Below are 18,788 nucleotides of genomic sequence, written 5' to 3' on the forward strand. Positions count from 1 at the left end.
GGCGTGCGCCCGGGGGCCCCTCACGATCGGGCCGCTAGAAGAACGAGAACTCGGGCTCGGGCTGCGGCAGCTCGACCCGATCGGGACCGCGGAACGTGGCCGCGTCCTTCGGCACGTCGGCCAGCGGCGTGCCCAGGACGAACGGGACGACGACGCTGGATCTCGCCAGGTCGAGGGTCACGTTCGCGCCGGTGCCGGTCTCGTCGCTGTAGTCCGAGTCCGTGCCCGCCACCACGAGGCCGATCCTGTGGCCCTTCTTGAAGGTGTAGTCCTGCGGCAGCGTCAGCCACTTGACCGTGCCGTACGTGTTCGGCGGCAGCGGGGTGGCCTGGCTGAGCGAGTCGCGGTTCTGGACGTCGATCCAGCCGCGGGCGACGATCTCGAGCGGGCGGGTGGCCACGTTCGTGACGACCTTCTTGTAGCAGGCGTCGTCGCTCGCGGTGCTCTCGCCGTAGCAGTCCTCTTCGGTCAGCGTGGTGATGCCCTGGCCGCGTCGCCAGTCGACGCGGGTGTCCTCGCCGAAGTCGACGAGCAGGGCGGTCAGGTTGGAGGTGGGCTTGTCCAGCTTGACCCGCAGGTCGGCGGTGGGCGTGCCGGACAGGCGCAGGTCGAGCGGGAGCTCGCCCGTGGTGAACGCCACCCGCCCCGGGTTCGCCGTGCCGACGTCGGCCACCATGTCGCCCTCGCTCATGGCGACGTCGGTGAAGGACGCGGTGCTGTTCCTGCCGGCCGGCTTCAGGCCGAGCGAGCCGTCGGCGGCCGGGCGCAGCGACGCCTTGAGCGCATACGGCGCCGGCCAGTCGCGCTGCGTGATCCACCGCGCCGGGCCCATCTGGACATCCGCACGGGGATCGTTCATGATCCCGTTGCGTACGCCGTGCAGCCAGTAGTCGAACCACCGGTGCAGGGTGTCCACCCAGAGCGCCCTGCGGCCCTCGAAGTCGAACGGGTCCACGTGCTGGGTCTGGCCGACCCAGATCTTGCGCGGCACGTTCCTGTCGGACAGGGCCTTCCACCAGGTCGAGAAGTTGTCGGGCTTGACGTTGAGGTCGTTGACCGTGTGCACGACGAAGACGCTGGCCTTGACCTTGGAGGCGTCGCCGAGCAGGCCCTTGACGTAGTCGCGCTCGGCCCAGAACGGGTTGTAGTCACCCGTGTCATCGCCGTCCTCGGCGTCCATATTGTCGCGTACGGGCCGGCACTTGGCCTCGGGGTCGGTGTCGACGTAGTCGGCCAGCCAGGAGGCGTAGTCGTGGTTGTAGATGACGCCGTTGGAGCGCTGGTACTTGTACCAGGAGCTGATCGCCGAGATGGGGACGATGGTCTTCAGGCCCTCGACCCCGGTGGCGGCGACGGCGTTGGCCAGGGTGCCGTCGTACGACTTGCCGATCATGGCGGCCTTGCCCGTCGTCCAGTCGGCCACGGCCGGGGTGCCGTCGTCCTTGACCGCCTTGGCGCGGCCGTTCAGCCAGTCGATGACGGCCTTGCCGCCCAGCACGTCCGCCTTGCCGCCGATGTCCGGGCAGCCCTCTGATCTGGTGGTGCCGAGCATGTCGACGTTGAGGACGGCGTAGCCGCGGGGGACGAAGTAGTTGTCGTAGAAGAGCGGGAATTTCGCGACATTTCCGGCGGCGTCATAAATTTTGCGCTCTGACTCGTTTCCGCGGCCCGAGTTGTCGTAGTACGGGCTCTCATCGATGATCACCGGCACCTTGAGTCCCGGGCCGGACTCCTTGGGCCTGATGATGTCCACCCGTACCTTGTCGAGCTTGCCGTCCAGGTCGCTGTCGACGGTCGACTCGACGTACACGTGCTCGCGGACGGCGTCCGCATAGGAGAAGACCGGCTGCGTACGGCCGTTCTCGACGGTGATCGTGGGTGCGGCTGCCGCCTGGGCAGGAGTCGCGATCGCCAAGGTGAGGGCGACGGCGAGGAAGGCCGGTCGTAATTGTGGCACGCGTGACCTCCGGGACAGTTGGCCAAATACACCGCAATCTCTCAGATGGCCGGAGAACTGACAAGATTTCCGGTATGGATGTAGTGGATCGAGTCCGGGGCTGCCTCCTCGGCGGCGCGATCGGCGACGCGCTGGGAGCGCCGATCGAGTTCCAGTCGCTGCGGGAGATCCGCAGGGATCACGGGACGGAAGGCATCACCGGATATGTGACGACGTGGCGCGGTGAGTCCGGCCTCATCACCGACGACACGCAGATGACCCTCTTCACGGTGGAGGGCCTCCTCCGCGCCGGCGGCCCGCTCACCTCCAGGGATGGCGACGCGCTGGAACGGGGCGGCTCCGGACGCGGGGAGGCGCTGGTGGTGGAGGCGGTGCGGCAGGCGTACCTGCGCTGGCTCGACACCCAGGACCACCGCACTCCCCCGCCGGCGGACCGCCCTCACCGCACGGGGCGGCTGCGTGAGGAGGACTGGCTGTACTCGCGGAGGGCCCCGGGCAACGCCTGCCTGTCAGGCCTCCACAAGCCGTTCCCCGGTCCGTCCCCGCTGGGCGAGCCGGGCCCGGTGAACCCGAACTCGAAGGGCTGCGGCACCGTCATGCGCTCGGCCCCCTTCGGCCTGATCACGCCACACCCCCGGGAGGCGTTCGAGGTGGCGGCGGCCTGCGCGCAGATCACGCACGGGCACCCGACCGGCTACCTGGCGGCGGGGGCGTTCGCGGCGATCGTCGCGCGCCTCATGGCGGGCGAGCCGCTGGAGCCGGCCGTCCACAGCACCCTGGAGCTGCTGGCCGCTTACCCGGCGCACGACGAGACCACAGCGGCGTTGCGCGCGGCCGTGGAGCTGGCCGCCGGCGGCGAGCACTCGCCGGAGCTCCTCGAGTCGCTGGGCGGCGCGTGGGTGGCCGAGGAGGCGCTGGCCATCGGCGTGTACTGCGCCCTGGCCGAGCCCTCCGTGGAAGGCGCGCTCCTGCTGTCCGTCAACCATTCGGGAGACAGCGACTCCACCGGCTCGGTGTGCGGCAACCTGCTCGGCGCCCTCCACGGCGCCGCCGCCCTGCCCGCCGCCTGGCTACGGCCGCTGGAGGGCCGCGACACGATCGAACGCCTCGCCACGGAGCTGGCCCGGTAACGAAGATCACATCGTTACGCGCCGGCTTCCGCACCGGGTCGCCGGTCGGCGTCTAGGCTGGGGTTCTCTCCACCCGATGAGGAGAAGGTGCATGCGAAACGTCGCTCGGACCTCGCTCGTGGACGCCGCCATCGACGAGCTCCGCAGGGAGATCGCGCGCGGGGTGTGGCCGGTCGGCACCAAGATCCCTTCCGAGAGCCAGCTCGCGCAGAGCCTCGGCATGAGCAGGCTGTCCGTACGCGAGGCGGTCCGCGTCCTGGCCCACGCCGGGCTGCTGCACACTCGCCAGGGCGACGGCACGTACGTGACCGCCACCGACGAGTCCAAGGTCGCCCTGCGCCGGCGGCTCGACACGGCGGCCGCCATGGACATCATCGACGTGCGCCGCGGCCTCGACCTGGTCGCGGCCAGGCTCGCCGCGGGCAGGCGCACGGAGGAGGACCTGACCGCGCTGCGCGAGACGCTCGGCCGCAGGGAGGCGGCCGGACAGGCGGGCGACCTCGACGGGTTCGCGGACGCGGACGTGGAGTTCCACGTGCTGGTGGCGGACGCGGCGCACAACGCGCTCCTCGCCGACCTCTACCGCAGCATGAGCGACGCCCTGCGCGACAGCGTCAGGCCCCAGGAGCAGGCGGCGCTCTACCTGGACAGCTCCCACGACGACCTGCTGCGCGCGATCGAGGACGGCGACGCGACCAGAGCGGTCTCCGTCTCCGTCTCCATCCTGGACCGCCAGGAACGCGGCCTCTGAACGCCCCCGTGGCCTGAGCCGCCCCTCGGAGCACTCGCCCCGCCCTCCGACGCCACCCCCGCGTGTCCTGGCCTCCTCCGACGGCGGGAGCGCCCATCCCACCGTCCACGGTCGCGGTCCTCGGGACGCGGCGGTGCGGGTGCCGCTGATCCGTCGAATGCGGAGGCCACCGATCGAAGACCGGGGTGGGCCGCGACGTGGTGCCGCTCCAAAGCGACGTCGCAGGCACACCCCGGCGATATACCCAAGCCCCACTCAGCGGCCTCATGGCACGGGGCAACGGCCCTCTGCCCCTGCGGTGACGGCGTAATCACCGCGGGAACGGCCCGCAGGAAGAATTCTCTTCATGGGACCGCCAAGGTCCTGCGACATTTCCCGGTCAGACGCGCACAATGGAGGTGAGGCGAGAATTCGGCGAGGAGCGAGGAGGCTTGCGCCGTGTCCGCCGCCGGACGCGAATATCTGACTGCGATGCTGGACGTGCTCGTTTACGAGAACGTATTGGTCGCGTGGCGTCGGATCCCTTGGGGTGGATACATGATCGTGTCGCACGAGGGCGAGGAGATCAGGTTGACCACGCGACAGGCGGAAATGTGGGCGCGCGGCGCCTTCGCCGTGTATCTGGCGCTCGTCGACCAGCGCCGCATCACTCCTCGCATCCCCGGCGACACCCCGCAGACTTAGCCCGTTCGATAAATATCGTGGTAAATGTCGATTTGCGAGGTCATGAAGCAACCCTGCCGTTCGGCAATGCCCCGCCGCGAGTCAGGACGGCTGGTTGTTCATCAACTCCGAGATCTTCCACTCCCCGCTGTCCTGCATGAGCAGGAACAGCTCGCGGCGGGTCTGGCTCCCCGCCTTGCTCGTCGAACGGACGACGGCGTCCTTGTCGCTGATCGTGCGCACGTCCTCGACGGTGTGCGTGGCCTGCTGTTCGGTCCCGCCCTGGAGCTGCTTCTGGAAGAGGCCGCGGATCGCCTGGGTGCTGTCCGCCGTGGCCTGACCGTCCAGCTCGACCACCGCTGTGCTGGCGAAGGCGCTGACGACCTGGTCCAGGTTCCCGGACTTGAGCGCGGAGAAGAAGTTCTCGATGGCCGAGCGCGGCAGCCCGGCGCCGGTGCGCGTCTCGCTCGGCGTGGCGCCCTCGCTCCCCGTCTCCGCCGGGGACTCGTTCTCTGTCTCGTCGGGCGACATCTCCTCCGTCGGCGTCGCCGGGCTCGCCGCCCCCTTCATCGCCTGCGTACCGTTACCGCCCGCGGCACAGCCCGCGACCAGGAGAGCAGGGACGACAGCCGCCAGTAGCAGCGCCCTGCGCTGAGAAATCTTGGTCATGGCCGCTTGATGCCCGCGCCCGTCATGGGCGAATGCGGGGTTTGGCCACTCCGCACGACGCCTTTACCTGGTTGGGGTATTACTCACGGTAACGGTTAACTGGAATTGGTGAGACCGGTCAGAGCTTTGATCGTTGCCGCCGCGCGACCAGCTCACTGGACACCGCCGATAGCGTCCGTCCAGTGCCGCGAATCCAGGCGAACCCCGAACCTCTCCCCCAGCGCGAGGACGCCGAACGTTGCGCCGACGTCGAGTCAGGGCGACGTTGCGTGCTGCCGGCGGCCCATCGGAGCCCGCACGTCTATCCACCGGTGGAGACAGGAGCATAGCCTCCGGCCTGCCGGCGACGCAGCCGATATGCCAAAGCGGCAGCCACCTCCCCCACGCGGGGGAGGTGGTCTCTGAGCTGCCCGGTTAGCGTCGGGAGCCGTGACCATTCCCTGGAAGGCGCTGCTCTACCAGCTGCTCGGCGCCGCGCTGCTGACCCCCGCGGCGGCGGTCCTGGCGCTGGTGCTGGTGACGGAGGTGTCGCCGGGCCGAGTGCTGCTGTTGTGGGCGGCGTGCCTGCCCGCGTCGGCGCTCGTGGCGTGCCTGCCCCCGGTGCCGCGTCTGGAGGTCATCGCCCTGTCGGAGCTGCTCGGCGTGGCCGTGCCGGAGCGCACCGATCCGGTCTACCTGCGGGTGCTGACGGCGCTGCACCTGTTCGTGGGGGCCACGCTGAGTGCCGGGGCGCTGGCGCTCGCGCCCGCGCTCACCCGCCCGCAGGCCGCTCATGGGGACCTGGCGCAGGTGTCCGTCATGATCGTGGTCGTGCTGGCGGCGATGGTGCTCGTGGGGGCCGGGCAGCAGCGCGTGGCGCGCAGGCTGTTGCGCTCCGACCCGTCGCTGGTGATCGAGGAGCTCGGCCGCCGCCAGAGCCTCGCGCTGGAGCTGCACGACTCGGTGGGGCACGCGCTCAGCGTGGTCCTGGTGCAGGCCATGGCGGCCCAGGCGGCTCTGGGGCGGCCGGAGACCGTGCCGGCGGCCGAGCGCTCGCTCGACCACCTGGTGAGCACCGCGCGTGACGCGCAGCAGGAGCTGGACGTGCTGCTGCGGGTGCTCGACGAGGGCAGCACGGCGCGGGCGCCCACGCTGGCGGCCCTCGGTGCGCTCGTCCACGGGCTGGACGTGGAGTGCCGTGCCGACCCGGTGGACCGGCTGCCGGAGGGGACGTCGCGGGCGGCGTACGCGATCGCCAGGGAGGCCGTCACCAACGCGCTCAGGCACGGGCGTGGGCCCGTCCGGCTGGACCTGGCCGTACGTAACCGCGCCGACCCCGGCGGGACCGCGGTCGGCGGAGGTCCCAAGGGGAAGGCGGTCGTGCTCGTCGTGGAGAACGAGGTGGCCGCGACCGCGCCTGCGGGGGAAGGGCGCGGCCTGGTGGGGATGCGGATGCGGGCGCGTCTGGCGGGCGGCGCGTTCGAGCGGGAGGCGGTGGACGGCACGTGGCGGGTGAAGGCGACGCTGCCCGGGTGAGCGGAGGAGACCGGCACGTGGCGGGCGGCGGCCGGGTGATCCGCGTGGTGCTGGCCGACGACGAGCCGCTCATCCGCTCCGGCTGGGCCACCATGCTCTCCCTGTACGACGACATCGAGGTGGCCGGGGAGGCGGCCGACGGCCGAGCCGCCGTCGAGCTGGGCCGCGAGGCCGACGTGGTGCTCATGGACATCCGCATGCCCGGCATGGACGGCCTGCGCGCCACCCGGGAGCTGGCCCGCCTCTCGCCACGGACCAGGGTGGTCGTGGTCACGACGTTCGAGAACGACCAGCTCGTATGGGGCGCGCTACGCGCGGGCGCGGCCGGCTACGTGCTCAAGCGCTCCCCCGCCGCGGACCTGGTCACCGCGATCCGGTTGCGGGACGGCGTGCTCTTCCCCGACGCGCTGCGCCGCATCGCCGCCCCGCGCCCGCGCGCCGCCCACGACCTCACCCCGAGGGAGCTGGACGTCCTGCGCCACCTGGCCCGCGGGCTGAGCAACGCCGAGATCGCCGCCGCCCTGTACGTCACCAGGGAGACGGTCAAGACGCACGTCGGCAACGTCCTGGACAAACTCGGCGCGAGGGACCGTACCCAGGCCGTCGTGCGGGCGTACGACCTGGGCATGGTCCTGGCGGGCGACTAGAGGGCGACCTCCACGGCGCCGTCCGACAGCCGTACCGGATAGACCGGGACGGACACCGCGTCCTCGTCCAGGCACCGCCCCGACACCAGCGAGAACACCTGCTTGTGCAGAGGCGACGCCACGGTCGGCTCGTCCTTCCTCGTGCCGACGATGCCGCGTGAGAGGACGTACGCGCCGCTGAACGGGTCGAGGTTGTCCAGCGCGTGCAGCGTGCCGTCGTGGGTGCGGAAGACGGCCACCTGCACGCCCTCCACCAGGGCGCAGACGCCGCGTTCCGGCAGCATGGCGTCGTAGTCGCAGATCCGCGTCCAGCTGCTCATCGGGCCATCACCGGCTTGATCTGGCCGCGCTCGCTGGCGAACACGATCGACGGGTCGGGCACGCCGGGGGCGTTGACGAAGCTGACGAACCTGCCCAGCTTCTCGGGGTCGTCCAGGGTGGCCGCCCACTCGTCGGCGTACGTGGCGATGTGGTGCTCCATCTGCGCGTCCAGGTCGGCGCAGATGCCGAGCGAGTCTTCCATGATCACCTCGCGGAGGTAGTCGAGACCGCCGTCCAGCGACTCGAGCCAGGCTGCGGTGCGCTGCAGGCGGTCGGCCGTGCGGATGTAGAACATGAGGAATCTGTCGATGGTCCTGATCAGCTCGTCCGTGCTCAGGTCCGTGGCCAGCAGGTCGGCGTGGCGGGGCTTGAAGCCGCCGTTGCCGCCGACGTACAGGTTCCAGCCCTGCTCGGTGGCGATGATCCCGAAGTCCTTGGACCGGGCCTCTGCGCACTCGCGGGCGCAGCCGGAGACGGCCGACTTGAGCTTGTGCGGCGAGCGCAGGCCGCGGTAGCGCAGCTCCAGCGCGATGGCCAGGCCCACCGAGTCCTGCACGCCGTAGCGGCACCAGGTCGAGCCCACGCACGACTTCACCGTGCGCAGGGCCTTGCCGTAGGCGTGGCCCGACTCGAAGCCGGCGTCCACCAGCCGCCGCCAGATCTCCGGGAGCTGGTCGACCCGGGCCCCGAACAGGTCGATGCGCTGCCCGCCGGTGATCTTCGTGTAGAGGCCGAAGTCGCGGGCCACCTCGCCGATCACGATGAGCTTGTCTGGGGTGATCTCGCCGCCGGGAATGCGCGGGACGACCGAGTACGTGCCGTTCTTCTGCATGTTGGCGAGGAACTGGTCGTTGGTGTCCTGCAGCGCGGCCCGCTCGCCTTCGAGCACGTGGCCGTTGTGCAGCGAGGCCAGGATCGAGGCCACGGCCGGCTTGCAGATGTCGCAGCCCCTGCCCTGCCCGTGCTCGGTGATGAGCTGGGAGAACGTCGTGATCTTGCGGACCCGTACGATGTCGAACAGCTCGGCCCGCGAGTACGTGAAGTGCTCGCACAGCGCCTTGCTGACCTCGACGCCCGACTTCTCCAGCAGCTGCTTGAGCATCGGCACGCAGCTCCCGCACGTCGTGCCGGCGCGGGTGCAGGCCTTGATGCCGGGCACGTCGGTGACGCCCTTGTCGGCGATGGCCGTGCGGATGTCGCCCGCGCACACGTTGTTGCAGGAGCACACCTGCGCGTCGTCGGGCAGGTCGAGGCTCGCCCCGGCGCCGCTGAACAGCAGGTCGGACGGCGCCGCGGGCAGCGCCTTGCCCACGAAGGGCCGCAGCGAGGTGTACGGGGAGGCGTCGCCCACGCAGATGCCGCCGAGCAGCGTCTTCGCGTCGTCACTGATGAACAGCCTCTTGTAGACGCCGCCCACGGGGTCCATGTACGTGACGTCGAGCGCTCCCGACATCGCCCCGAACTGCGCCACCTCGACGCCCAGCAGCTTGAGCTTCGTGGACATGTCGGCGCCCTCGAAAACCGAGACACCGCCCATGATCCCGTCGGCCGCCACCTCGGCCATCGTGTTGCACGGCCCGACGAGCCCGTAGATCATGCCGCCGACCAGCGCGCACTCGCCGATCGCGTAGATCGAGGGGTCGGAGGTGAGCATCGAGGAGTCCACCACGATGCCGCCCCGCTCGCCCACCTCGAGCCCGGACGACCTGGCCAGCTCGTCACGCGGCCTGATGCCCGCCGAGAAGACCACGACCTGCGCGTCCACCAGCGTCCCGTCCGGCTTGCGCAGCCCGGTGACCTGGCCGTCGTCGTCGGTGACGATCTCCTGCACGCCGGACCCTGCGTGCACGCTCAGGCCGAGCCCCTCGATGTGCGACTTCAGCACCGAGCCGCCGCCCTCGTCCACCTGCCGCGGCATCAGCCAGGGGCTCATCTCGACGATGTGCGCCTTCAGCCCGAGCGCCCGCAGCGCGTCGGCGGCCTCCAGGCCGAGCAGCCCCCCGCCGACCACGACGCCCTCGACCGCGTCCTTGGCGGCCACCCTGATCGCGTCCAGGTCCTCGATGGTCCGGTAGACGAAGGCGTGCTCGTGGCCGGGTACCGGCGGCACGAACGGCGACGACCCGGTGGCCAGCACGAGCACGTCATAGGGCTCGGTGTCTCCGTCCGCCAGGGTGACGAGACGGGCGTCCCTGTCGATCCCGGTGACGCGGCTGTTCAGCCTCGTCACGACCCCCGAGGGCACCTCGTAGGTGAGGTCCTCCGCGGTGATCCCCGACAGGTAGGAGGTGAGGGCGACCCGGTCGTACGCCGGGCGCGGCTCCTCCCCGATCACGGTGATCCGGCCGTCGAAGCCCCTGTCCACGAGGGTTTCGACGAGCCGGTGGGCCGTCGGCCCGTAACCCACGACGACGATCCTGCTCATACTGAAATCCCTTCCTGCTCGCACAGCCAGCCGACGATGCCCTCCACGGCGTCGCGGCAGGTCCCGCATCCGGTCGTGGCCCTGGTCGCGGCCGCGACTCCGGCCACGTCGCGTGCCCCGGCCTCCCAGCACGCCCTGATCTGGCCCTTGGTCACGTTGTTGCACTGGCAGACCTTGGCCGCGTCCGGCATCAGCGTCGGACTGTCGGCCACCGGCGCCGACGACAGCCCGGGGAACAGCAGCCCCGCCCGGTCCCCCGGCACCGGGGCGCCGCGGTCGAAGAGCTGGGTGAGCGTGCCCACGGCGTCGCTCTCGCCCAGCACGATCGCACCGACCAGCCGCCCGTCGCGGATGACGAGCTTGCGGTACGTGCCGCGGGCCCGGTGGCTGAAGCGCACGACTTCCGCGTGCTCCTCGGTGAGCTGGGTCTCCCCCATCGCGGCCAGCTCGACGCTCCTGGCCTTGAGCCTGGTGACCAGCCTGGAGCCCCGGTAGAGCGCCTTGCCGCCGGTGATGACGTCGGCGGCCACCGTGGCCTGCTCCCAGGCGGGTGCGACCAGGCCGTACACGGTGCCCTCGTGCTCGGCGCACTCGCCGATGGCGAAGATCGACGGGTCGTCGGTACGCAGCTCGTCGTCCACCACGATCCCGCGCCGCACCTCCAGCCCCGCGTCGGCGGCCAGCCCCGTGACGGGGCGGACACCGCAGGCCAGGACCACGAGGTCCGCCTCGACCAGCTCGCCGCCGGCCAGCCGGACACCGCCCTCCTCGATGGACTCGGCGCTGACGCCGGTGCGGATCTCCACGCCGAGCCCGGCCAGCGTCTCGCCGAGCACCACGCCTGCCTCGACGTCGAGCTGGCGCTCCATGAGATGCCCGGCCAGGTGCAGCAGCGTCACGGGCAGGCCGCGCCCGGCCAGTCCGCGGGCCGCCTCGATGCCGAGCAGGCCGCCGCCGACGACCACGGCGTTGCGGGCCTGCTGGGCGGCGTCGATGATGCGCTCGCAGTCGTCGAGCGTGCGGAACGGGATGGCCCGCTCCACGCCGGGGATCGGCGGCACGATCGCGTCGCTGCCGGTGGCCAGGACCAGCAGGTCGTACGGCTCGCGCCGCCCGCCCTCGGTCACGACGTGCCTGGTCTCCCTGTCGATGTGGGCGACCGCGTCGCCGAACGCGGCCTCGACGCGGTGGGCGTCGTACCACGTGGAGTCGACCAGCCGCACCTGCTCGGCGCGCGAGCTGCCGGCCAGCACGTTGGACAGCAGCACCCGGTTGTACGGCCGGCGCGACTCCGCGCCGAAAACAGTGATCCTGATGTGCGGGTCCCTGTCGCGTACCTCGCTGACCAGCCGCGACCCGGCCATCCCGTTGCCTACGACGACGAGCCTCATCATGAGTCCCTCTCCACCCTGACCGCGCAGACCTTGAACTCCGGCATCCTCGATGTCGGGTCAAGCGCCGGGTTGGTGAGCCGGTTGGCGCCCTCCCAGTGGAAGGGCATGAAAACGGTGTCGCGCCTGATGGCGTCGCTGATCCTGGCCACGGCCTTGGCCTCACCCCTTCTGCTGCTGACCCGCACGACGTCCCCCGGCGAGATGTCGAGCTGCTCGGCGAGGTCCGGGTGCAGCTCGACGTACGGCTCGGGTGCGGCCTGGACGAGCGGCGCGATCCTGCGGGTCTGGGCGCCGCTCTGGTAGTGGGCGAGCACCCGGCCGGTGCTCAGGTGGACCGGGTAGTCCTCGTCGGTCTCCTCCGCCGCGGGCCGGTGCTGGACGGGCACGAACCTGGCCCGGCCGTCCGGGGTGGCGAAGGAGTCGAGGAACGGGCGCGGCGTGCCGGGGTGGCCTGGCTCCGGGCAGGGCCAGAAGACGCCCTTCTCGGCGGCGATGCGCTCGTAGGTGATGCCGGAGTAGTCGGCGAGCCCGCCCTTGCTCGCCCGGCGCAGCTCGTCGAAGATCTTGACCGGCTCGGTGTCGAAGCGGTGCCCGAGCCGTTCCGCGAGCCCCGCGATCACGTCGAGGTCGCTCCTGACGCCCTCGGGCGGCGCGACGGCCTGACTGCGGAGCAGGACGCGCCCCTCGAGGTTGGTCATGGTGCCGCTCTCCTCGGCCCACTGCGTCACCGGGAACACCACGTCGGCCAGCGCGGCGGTCTCGGACATCACGAAGTCGCAGGTCACGAGCAGATCGAGGGAGGCGATGCGCTCGGCCACGTGCTCGGAGGCCGGCGCGGAGATCACCGGGTTGGACCCGAACAGCAGCAGCGCCCGGGGCCCGCCCGGGGTCCCGAGAGCGTCGAGCAGCTCGTACGCCGACCGCCCGGGCCCAGGCAGGTCCTCGGGCCGTACCCCCCACACGCCCGCCACGTGCTCCCGGGCCGCCGGGTCGTCGATCTTGCGGTAGCCGGGGAGCTGGTCGGCCTTCTGCCCGTGCTCCCTGCCGCCCTGCCCGTTGCCCTGCCCGGTCACGCACCCGTACCCGGAGCCGTGCCTGCCGGGCAGGCCCAGCGCCAGGGCCAGGTTGATGAACGCGGTGACCGTGTCCGTGCCCTTCGCGTGCTGCTCGGCGCCGCGCCCGGTCAGGATGTACGCGTTCCCCGCCGCGGCCAGCGCCCTGACCGCCTGCCGCATCCGGTAGACGGGCACCCCGGTGATCCGCTCGACCCGCTCCGGCCACCAGGAGGCCAGCGCCGTGCGCACCTCCTCGAAGCCGGTGGTGCGCTCGGCCACGTACGCCTCGTCCACGAGTTCGTCCGCGATGGCCAGGTGCAGCATCCCGAGCGCCAGGGCCAGGTCGGTGCCGGGCGTGGGCTGCAGGTGCAGCCAGGCCAGCTTGGCCGTCTGCGTGCGCCGCGGGTCGATGACGATCACGCGCGGGCCGCTCAGGTGGCGTACGAACGGCGGCATGGTCTCGGCGACGTTCCCGCCGGCCAGGAGCACGACGTCGGCCTCGGCCAGGTCGGTGATGGGGAACGGCATGCCGCGGTCCATCCCGAACGCCCTGATCGACGCGGCCGCGGCCGAGGACATGCAGAAGCGGCCGTTGTAGTCGATCTGGCTCGTGCCCAGCGCGACCCTGGCGAACTTGCCGAGCTGGTACGCCTTCTCGTTCGTGAGCCCGCCGCCGCCGAACACGGCCACGCCGTCGGGGCCGTGTTCGGCGCGGATGGCGGCCAGCCGCTCCGCCACGTAGTCGAGGGCGACGTCCCATTCCACGGGCTCGCCGTGCAGGAGCGGGGCGGTCAGGCGCTCGCCGTTGGTGAGCAGCTCACCCGCCGTCCAGCCCTTCTGGCACAGCGCGCCCGAGGAGTTGGCGGGGATGTCGGTCCTGGGGCTGATGGCCAGCCCGGGCCCGATCTCCATGCCGCACTGCAGCGCGCAGTACGGGCAGTGAGTCTTCGTCACTTCAGACCCGGGCATAGGCGAGGCTGGCCACGACCGAGGCGCCGACCTTGCGGGTGTAGCACCACCAGGTCAGGGCGAAACAGGACACGTAGAAGACCCCGAAGGCGAGGAAGGCGGGTGCCGGGGTACCGGCGGCGGCGAACGCCATCCCGAACGCCCGGTTGATGAGGAACCCGCCCAGTGCTCCGACCGCCGAGATGATGCCGATGGCGGCGGCCGCCTGGCGCTTGCCGTACATCAGGGACTCCTCGCTCTCGCCACGCTCGGCGATCGCCTTGGCCTGGAAGATGGCCGGGATCATGCGGTACGTGGAGCCGTTGCCGATGCCGGCGGTCACGAAGAGCAGCTGGAAGGCCAGGAAGAACATCCAGAAGTTGCCGGAGCCGCTGGCCAGCCAGACCAGGAGCACACCGCCGCCCATGCCGGCGAAGTTCCACAGCGTCACGGGGGCGCCGCCGAGCTTGTCGGCCAGCCAGCCGCCCACCGGCCTGATCAGCGAGCCCAGCAGCGGCCCGACGAACGCCACCGCGGCGAACGGGGCCTCGGGGAAGATGCTCTTGCTGAGCAGCGGGAAGGCCGTCGAGTAGCCGATGAACGAGCCGAACGTCCCGATGTACAGGAACGACATGATCCACGTCTGGGCCTTGCCCGCCACCGCGAGCTGCTGGCGCGGGTCGGCCTTGGCGCTGGTGAGGTTGTCCATGAAGAACCAGGCGCAGGCGCCGGCCACGACGACGAACGGGATCCAGAACCATCCGGCGGCGGCGAGGCCGAACGCGCCGATCACCAGCGGCATGACGAGCTGTACGGAGCTGACGCCGATGTTGCCGCCGGCCGCGTTCAGGCCCAGCGCGACCCCCTGCTTGTTGCGGGGGTAGAAGTAGGTGATGTTGGCCATGCTGGAGGCGAAGTTGCCACCTCCGACGCCGGCCAGGGCCGCGATCACCAGGAAGAGCCAGTACGGCGTGGCCGGGTTGTTGACCGCCACCCCGAGCAGCACGGCGGGGATGAGCAGCAGCATCGCGCTGGCCACCGTGAAGTTGCGACCGCCGAACCTGGCGGGGCCGAACGTGTAGGGCACGCGTAGCACCGAGCCGACCAGGTTCGGCAGCGCGACCAGCCAGAAGAGCTGGTCGGTGGAGAACTCGTAGGCCCCCATCTTGGTGGCGACGATGCTCCACAACGTCCACACGGTGAAACCGAGGTGCTCGGCCAGGATCGAGAAGATCAGGTTGCGCCGTGCGACACGCTTGCCTGAACTCTCCCAGAAGGCTGGGTCATCGGGGTGCCACTCGGCGATCCAGCGCGCCATCGATCTCTCCTACACTCGGCGTCCGGGGGATCTCCAAGGTAGGAAGCGCTCGTTACGCACTTTGACAATCCGTGGCTGTGCGTTCGTTACGTGTGATTCACCGCTGTAACAAGCCACGCACAAGCGTCACGGACGAAACACGTTCGTAATGATCCACTGTCGTCCGGGGAAACGTCGCACCGCGATACGTCACCGTACGTGCACGTCAGTCCCGGCGGGCGCCCAGGTGCTGGAGCGGCTCGTCGGTCAGCCGGTACTTCAGCCACTCGTCCTGGCGCACCGCGCCGAGCTTGTCGTAGAAGCCGATGCTGGGCTCGTTCCAGTCGAGGACGGACCATTCGAGCCGCTGGTAGCCGCGCTCGGCGCAGATCCCGGCCAGCTCCCTCATGAGCGCGAAGCCGTGGCCGCCGCCGCGGTGCTGGGGGCGTACGTAGAGGTCCTCCATGTAGATGCCGTGCACTCCTCGCCACGTCGAGAAGGTGAGGAACCACAGCGTGAAGCCGGCCACCTCCCCGTCCTGCTCGGCGATGTGGGCGAACGCGGCGGGGTGGTCGGAGAAGAGGGCGGTGTGGAGCTGCTGCTCGGTCACCCGCGCCTCGTGTGCGGCCTTCTCGTACTCGGCGAGCTCACGAATCATGTTGACGATCTCGGGCACATCGGCGGGTGTGGCGGGACGAATCATGCCGTTCAGTCTGGAGTGGACCCCACCGAGTGTGCAAAACGGCCCAGCCCCAGTGACTATCCGTCATCCGCTGGGAACTGGATGGAACCTTTCGCCAGTTAGGCGAACCAAAGAGGGGAAAGATCGAAACGGGGGGCCGGGCGGCGACGTGCCACCTCCGGTCGCGGAGGCGGTCCTGGCCACCGTGCGGGAGGCGTTCGACAACGTGGAGCGGCACAACGGGGCCCGTACCGTGTCGCCCGCGGTCACCGCGGGGGCCCGCGGGCTGCGACTGACCGTCAGCGACGACGGGGTCGGCTTCCCGCTGGAGACGGAAGGGCGGGGACCGCGGGCCATGAAGGCCGGCATGGCGAAGATCTCCGGCACATTGCGGATCAACAGCGTGCTGGGGGCGGGCACCACGGTGAGCGCCGTCGCACCCCTCGACTGGAGCCCACTCGACCATCCTGGACACTATTACGCATGGAACAACGCACGTTGGGACGGACAGGACGCCAGGTGGGCACCGTGGGCCTCGGCGCGTGGCAGCTCGGCGCCGACTGGGGGCAGGTGACGGAAGACGACGCCGTCGCCACCCTGAGCGCCGCCGTGGACGCGGGCGTCACCTTCATCGACACGGCCGACGTCTATGGCGACGGACGCAGTGAGCAGATCGTCGGCCGCTTCACCAAGGGTCGCCCGGAGCTGACCGTCGCCACCAAGATGGGCCGCCGGCTGGAGCAGATCCCCTCGAACTATGTGATGTCCAACTTCCGCGCCTGGAACGAGCGCTCCCGCCAGAACCTGGGCGTGGACACCATCGACCTGGTCCAGCTCCACTGCCCGCCGACCCCGGTGTATTCGACGGACGCGGTCTTCGACGCCCTGGACACGCTGGTGGCCGAGCAGAAGATCGCGGCGTACGGGGTCAGCGTGGAGACGTGCGAGGAGGCGCTGACCGCGATCGCCCGCCCGGGGGTGGCGAGCGTGCAGATCATCCTCAACGCGTTCAGGCTCAAGCCTCTGGAGCAGGTCCTGCCCGCCGCCCGCGCCGCCGGGGTGGGCATCATCGCCCGGGTCCCGCTGGCCAGCGGCCTGCTGTCCGGCCGGTACGACGAGCACACGACCTTCAGCCCGGACGACCACAGAAACTACAACCGGCGCGGGGAGGCGTTCGACGTCGGGGAGACCTTCTCGGGCGTGGACTTCGGCACGGGCCTGGAGGCGGTCCGCCGCCTGGCCCCGCTGGTGCCCTCGGGTGCGACGATGGCCCAGTTCGCCCTGCGCTGGATCCTGGACCAGCAGGGCGTCTCGGTGGTCATCCCGGGCGCCCGCAACCCGGCCCAGGCCACCGCCAACGCTTCCGCGGCGTCCCTGCCCTCGCTCGACGCCGCGACCCTGAAGGCGGTCCAGGAGATCTACGACGACCTGGTCCGCCCTCAGGTCCACCACCGCTGGTAAGGGTCAGGAGCGGACGAACCCGTTGACGACGAGGGGCAGCGACGCGTCGAGCCCGGCGACGTTGAGCACCCCGTCGTCCCCGGGGTCGCCGATCGAGTAGCCGGCGGCGGTCATCGCGGCGACGACGACGCGGGCCAGCGGGTTGATCTTGCGCCGGTAGGCCTCGATGGCCTGCGCCGGGTGGGAGCGACCCGCCCAGGTCTCGCTGTCGGTGAACATCACGATCCCGTCCGCGTCCAGCCGCTTCTCGGACGCCCACGTGAACGGCAGCGACAGGTCGGTGCCGCCGCCTGAGGGCTGCCAGGAGGCGATCTCGCGCAGGTTGGTGCGAGGGGTCACCTTCGAGGCATGGACCGTCGTGTCGACGTCGATGACGTGCACGTTGCCCTTCTCGATGCGGGACAGCATGACGGCCATCGCGCAGCCGACCTCGTACGCGGTGCCGAGCGGCGAGCCGCCCGCGTAGACGTGGCCGTACGACATCGAGCCGGACGAGTCCACCGCGACCAGCAGCCGCTTGCCGGACGGCTCGACCGAGCCGAAGGAGAGCTCGTACGTCTCCTCCAGCGCGTCCAGGACGGCCGGCACGGGCTGCCAGGTCTGGCGGGCGGCGCGCGGGCTCGGCTGGGCCTGCCCGGACGCGTAGACGCGCATGGCCAGCCAGGCGTCCATGGGGTGGACGCGGGCCTTCAGCAGCGCCTCGCGGTCGGTGAGCCGGTCGACCACACGCCGGGTGGCGTCGCCCATCGGTGTGAGGGCGCCGATGCGGGTCATCCGGGCGAGGTTGCGCAGGAGCGCCGTCATGCCGACCGTGCCGACGAGCGCGTGCCACACCTCCGGCTCGCGCAGCATCGCGTCAGGCAGGAACTCCCAGGGCACCCGCAGCTCCTTCACCGCGCGCACGGCCTCGTCCGCGCTGGTGACGGCCTTCGCCGTGAGGAACCGGTGGACGGCCGGCAGCGCCTCGCGAGCCTGCTCGTCCGTCACGTTCCCCGCGAGCCACCCGAACAGCGCCTTCCGCTGCTCGCCGTCCGCGGCCGGGTGGGCGATGCGCAGAACGTCACGCAGGTCGAACGCCTCGCCCTGGGGCGTCTTGCGCCGGCGGGCCTTGCACGCCTTGAACGCCACATCGTCCGGGCTGCCGGTCAGGAGCCAGGAGCCGAGCGCCGTACGCAGCGATCGGCCGACGACGGGAGCCGTACCCCGGGCCGTCGCCTTGCCGCCCAGGTTCTTGTAGTAGCCGAAGAACTGGGCGAGATGGTCCGTGGTGCGCGCCACCTTCGCCAGCGCGTGCTTGGCGGCCTGGCGGGTGTCCGCGTCGCCCTTCGCGTAGCAGGCGGCGAGGGCGAAGAGGGCCGGGCGCTGCTTCGGCGCCCGCGGCGGCCGGGCTGTCGAGATGGCGCTGAGCAGCTCGACCACGCGCGGGCCGTTCTCGGCGATCGCCTGGAACAGCACGCCGGCGTTGTCGGCGGTCAGCCTGTCCTCGGTGACGTAGTAGGTGCCGCCCGTGGTGCCGAGGATCAGGAAGTCCTCCAGCTTGCTCCACAGGTCCTTGCCGAAGACGTAGCCGCCTGCGGCGTTCCTCACCTGGTCGGCACGGCCGGGGATGGGATGTGTCTGCGGGGTGGCGATCGCCGAGACCGCCGCGAGGGGATCATGAGCCATTGCTCGCGCTCCTTGTCTGCCATGCGGGCAGCACGGATGTGGTGGCCCCGAAATGACGGGCGATCAGATCTGGAGCCGGCACGGATATGGTGGACTCATCGGCCGTTAAGGCGCTCTGCCACTGAGCTACGCGAACCGAGGTCCGCGACGGGATTCGAACCCGCGACCACCCGCTTGGAAGGCGATAACCGACGAGATTCGACCCGTG

16 protein-coding genes are annotated in these 18,788 nt (G+C 70.8%); 7 read left to right on the plus strand and 9 right to left on the minus strand.

Going from position 1 to position 18,788, the window contains the following annotated elements:
- Nucleotides 1-34 precede the first annotated feature (34 nt).
- Nucleotides 35-1,957, minus strand: a complete 1,923-nt coding sequence (locus ACQPWU_RS42530; RefSeq protein ID WP_433431336.1) for a Xaa-Pro dipeptidyl-peptidase — start codon at nucleotides 1,955-1,957, stop codon at nucleotides 35-37.
- 74 nt (nucleotides 1,958-2,031) lie between these two features.
- On the opposite strand from ACQPWU_RS42530, the gene ACQPWU_RS42535 reads away from it, so the two are divergent.
- The 3 genes from ACQPWU_RS42535 (at nucleotide 2,032) to ACQPWU_RS42545 (ending at nucleotide 4,522) form a co-directional block, all read left to right on the plus strand.
- The gene (locus ACQPWU_RS42535; protein WP_433431337.1) at nucleotides 2,032-3,087 is read left to right on the plus strand and encodes an ADP-ribosylglycohydrolase family protein; all 1,056 of its coding nucleotides are present in this window, start codon (nucleotides 2,032-2,034) and stop codon (nucleotides 3,085-3,087) included.
- 91 nt (nucleotides 3,088-3,178) lie between these two features.
- Nucleotides 3,179-3,838, plus strand: coding sequence for a FadR/GntR family transcriptional regulator (locus ACQPWU_RS42540; RefSeq protein WP_433431338.1), 660 nt, complete (start codon nucleotides 3,179-3,181; stop codon nucleotides 3,836-3,838).
- Between the two features lie 438 nt (nucleotides 3,839-4,276).
- Nucleotides 4,277-4,522 carry a hypothetical protein gene (locus tag ACQPWU_RS42545; protein ID WP_433431339.1) on the plus strand — a complete coding sequence of 82 codons (246 nt, stop codon included), beginning with the start codon at nucleotides 4,277-4,279 and terminating at the stop codon, nucleotides 4,520-4,522.
- A gap of 81 nt (nucleotides 4,523-4,603) precedes the next feature.
- On the opposite strand, the gene ACQPWU_RS42550 is transcribed toward ACQPWU_RS42545, so the two are convergent.
- Nucleotides 4,604-5,170: a nuclear transport factor 2 family protein gene (locus tag ACQPWU_RS42550; RefSeq protein WP_433431340.1), complete on the minus strand. Its 567-nt coding sequence runs from the start codon at nucleotides 5,168-5,170 to the stop codon at nucleotides 4,604-4,606.
- A gap of 429 nt (nucleotides 5,171-5,599) precedes the next feature.
- Between ACQPWU_RS42550 and ACQPWU_RS42555 the strand changes: the two genes are divergently transcribed.
- Both ACQPWU_RS42555 and ACQPWU_RS42560 read left to right on the plus strand, forming a co-directional pair.
- The gene (locus ACQPWU_RS42555; protein ID WP_433431341.1) at nucleotides 5,600-6,685 is read left to right on the plus strand and encodes a sensor histidine kinase; all 1,086 of its coding nucleotides are present in this window, start codon (nucleotides 5,600-5,602) and stop codon (nucleotides 6,683-6,685) included.
- Nucleotides 6,682-7,332, plus strand: a complete 651-nt coding sequence (locus ACQPWU_RS42560) for a response regulator (RefSeq protein WP_433431342.1) — start codon at nucleotides 6,682-6,684, stop codon at nucleotides 7,330-7,332. Before ACQPWU_RS42555 ends, ACQPWU_RS42560 begins: the two co-directional genes overlap by 4 nt.
- On the opposite strand, the gene nirD is transcribed toward ACQPWU_RS42560, so the two are convergent.
- The 6 genes from nirD to ACQPWU_RS42590 all read right to left on the minus strand — a co-directional run bounded on the left by nirD (nucleotide 7,329) and on the right by ACQPWU_RS42590 (nucleotide 15,475).
- On the minus strand, nucleotides 7,329-7,652 hold the full coding sequence (gene nirD, locus ACQPWU_RS42565) for a nitrite reductase small subunit NirD (RefSeq protein ID WP_433431343.1): 324 nt from the start codon (nucleotides 7,650-7,652) through the stop codon (nucleotides 7,329-7,331). The genes ACQPWU_RS42560 and nirD overlap by 4 nt on opposite strands.
- Nucleotides 7,649-10,078 carry a nitrite reductase large subunit NirB gene (nirB, locus tag ACQPWU_RS42570; RefSeq protein WP_433431344.1) on the minus strand — a complete coding sequence of 810 codons (2,430 nt, stop codon included), beginning with the start codon at nucleotides 10,076-10,078 and terminating at the stop codon, nucleotides 7,649-7,651. Before nirB ends, nirD begins: the two co-directional genes overlap by 4 nt.
- A complete protein-coding gene (locus ACQPWU_RS42575; protein WP_433431345.1) occupies nucleotides 10,075-11,472 on the minus strand; it encodes an FAD-dependent oxidoreductase in 1,398 nt (465 codons plus the stop codon). Before ACQPWU_RS42575 ends, nirB begins: the two co-directional genes overlap by 4 nt.
- Entirely contained in the window at nucleotides 11,469-13,481 is a 2,013-nt protein-coding gene (locus tag ACQPWU_RS42580; RefSeq protein ID WP_433431346.1) for a molybdopterin oxidoreductase family protein, read from the minus strand. The genes ACQPWU_RS42575 and ACQPWU_RS42580 overlap by 4 nt, the downstream gene beginning before the upstream one ends.
- A 1-nt stretch (nucleotide 13,482) precedes the next feature.
- Nucleotides 13,483-14,793 (minus strand): MFS transporter, encoded by a 1,311-nt coding sequence (locus ACQPWU_RS42585; protein ID WP_433431347.1) that lies wholly within the window; start codon nucleotides 14,791-14,793, stop codon nucleotides 13,483-13,485.
- A 205-nt stretch (nucleotides 14,794-14,998) separates the two neighbouring features.
- A complete protein-coding gene (locus ACQPWU_RS42590; RefSeq protein WP_433431348.1) occupies nucleotides 14,999-15,475 on the minus strand; it encodes an N-acetyltransferase family protein in 477 nt (158 codons plus the stop codon).
- Nucleotides 15,476-15,623: 148 nt separating this feature from the next.
- Here ACQPWU_RS42590 and ACQPWU_RS42595 point away from each other — a divergent pair, with 148 nt between their 5' ends.
- Together ACQPWU_RS42595 and ACQPWU_RS42600 are read left to right on the plus strand one after the other, a co-directional pair.
- On the plus strand, nucleotides 15,624-16,028 hold the full coding sequence (locus ACQPWU_RS42595; protein ID WP_433431349.1) for a sensor histidine kinase: 405 nt from the start codon (nucleotides 15,624-15,626) through the stop codon (nucleotides 16,026-16,028).
- Nucleotides 15,938-16,915 carry an aldo/keto reductase gene (locus ACQPWU_RS42600; protein ID WP_433431350.1) on the plus strand — a complete coding sequence of 326 codons (978 nt, stop codon included), beginning with the start codon at nucleotides 15,938-15,940 and terminating at the stop codon, nucleotides 16,913-16,915. The genes ACQPWU_RS42595 and ACQPWU_RS42600 overlap by 91 nt, the downstream gene beginning before the upstream one ends.
- A 3-nt stretch (nucleotides 16,916-16,918) precedes the next feature.
- Here ACQPWU_RS42600 and ACQPWU_RS42605 read toward each other — a convergent pair whose 3' ends face one another.
- On the minus strand, nucleotides 16,919-18,580 hold the full coding sequence (locus tag ACQPWU_RS42605) for a TROVE domain-containing protein (RefSeq protein WP_433431351.1): 1,662 nt from the start codon (nucleotides 18,578-18,580) through the stop codon (nucleotides 16,919-16,921).
- Nucleotides 18,581-18,788: the final 208 nt, after the last annotated feature.

Source organism: Nonomuraea sp. CA-141351, assembly GCF_050944675.1.
Lineage (GTDB): Bacteria > Actinomycetota > Actinomycetes > Streptosporangiales > Streptosporangiaceae > Nonomuraea.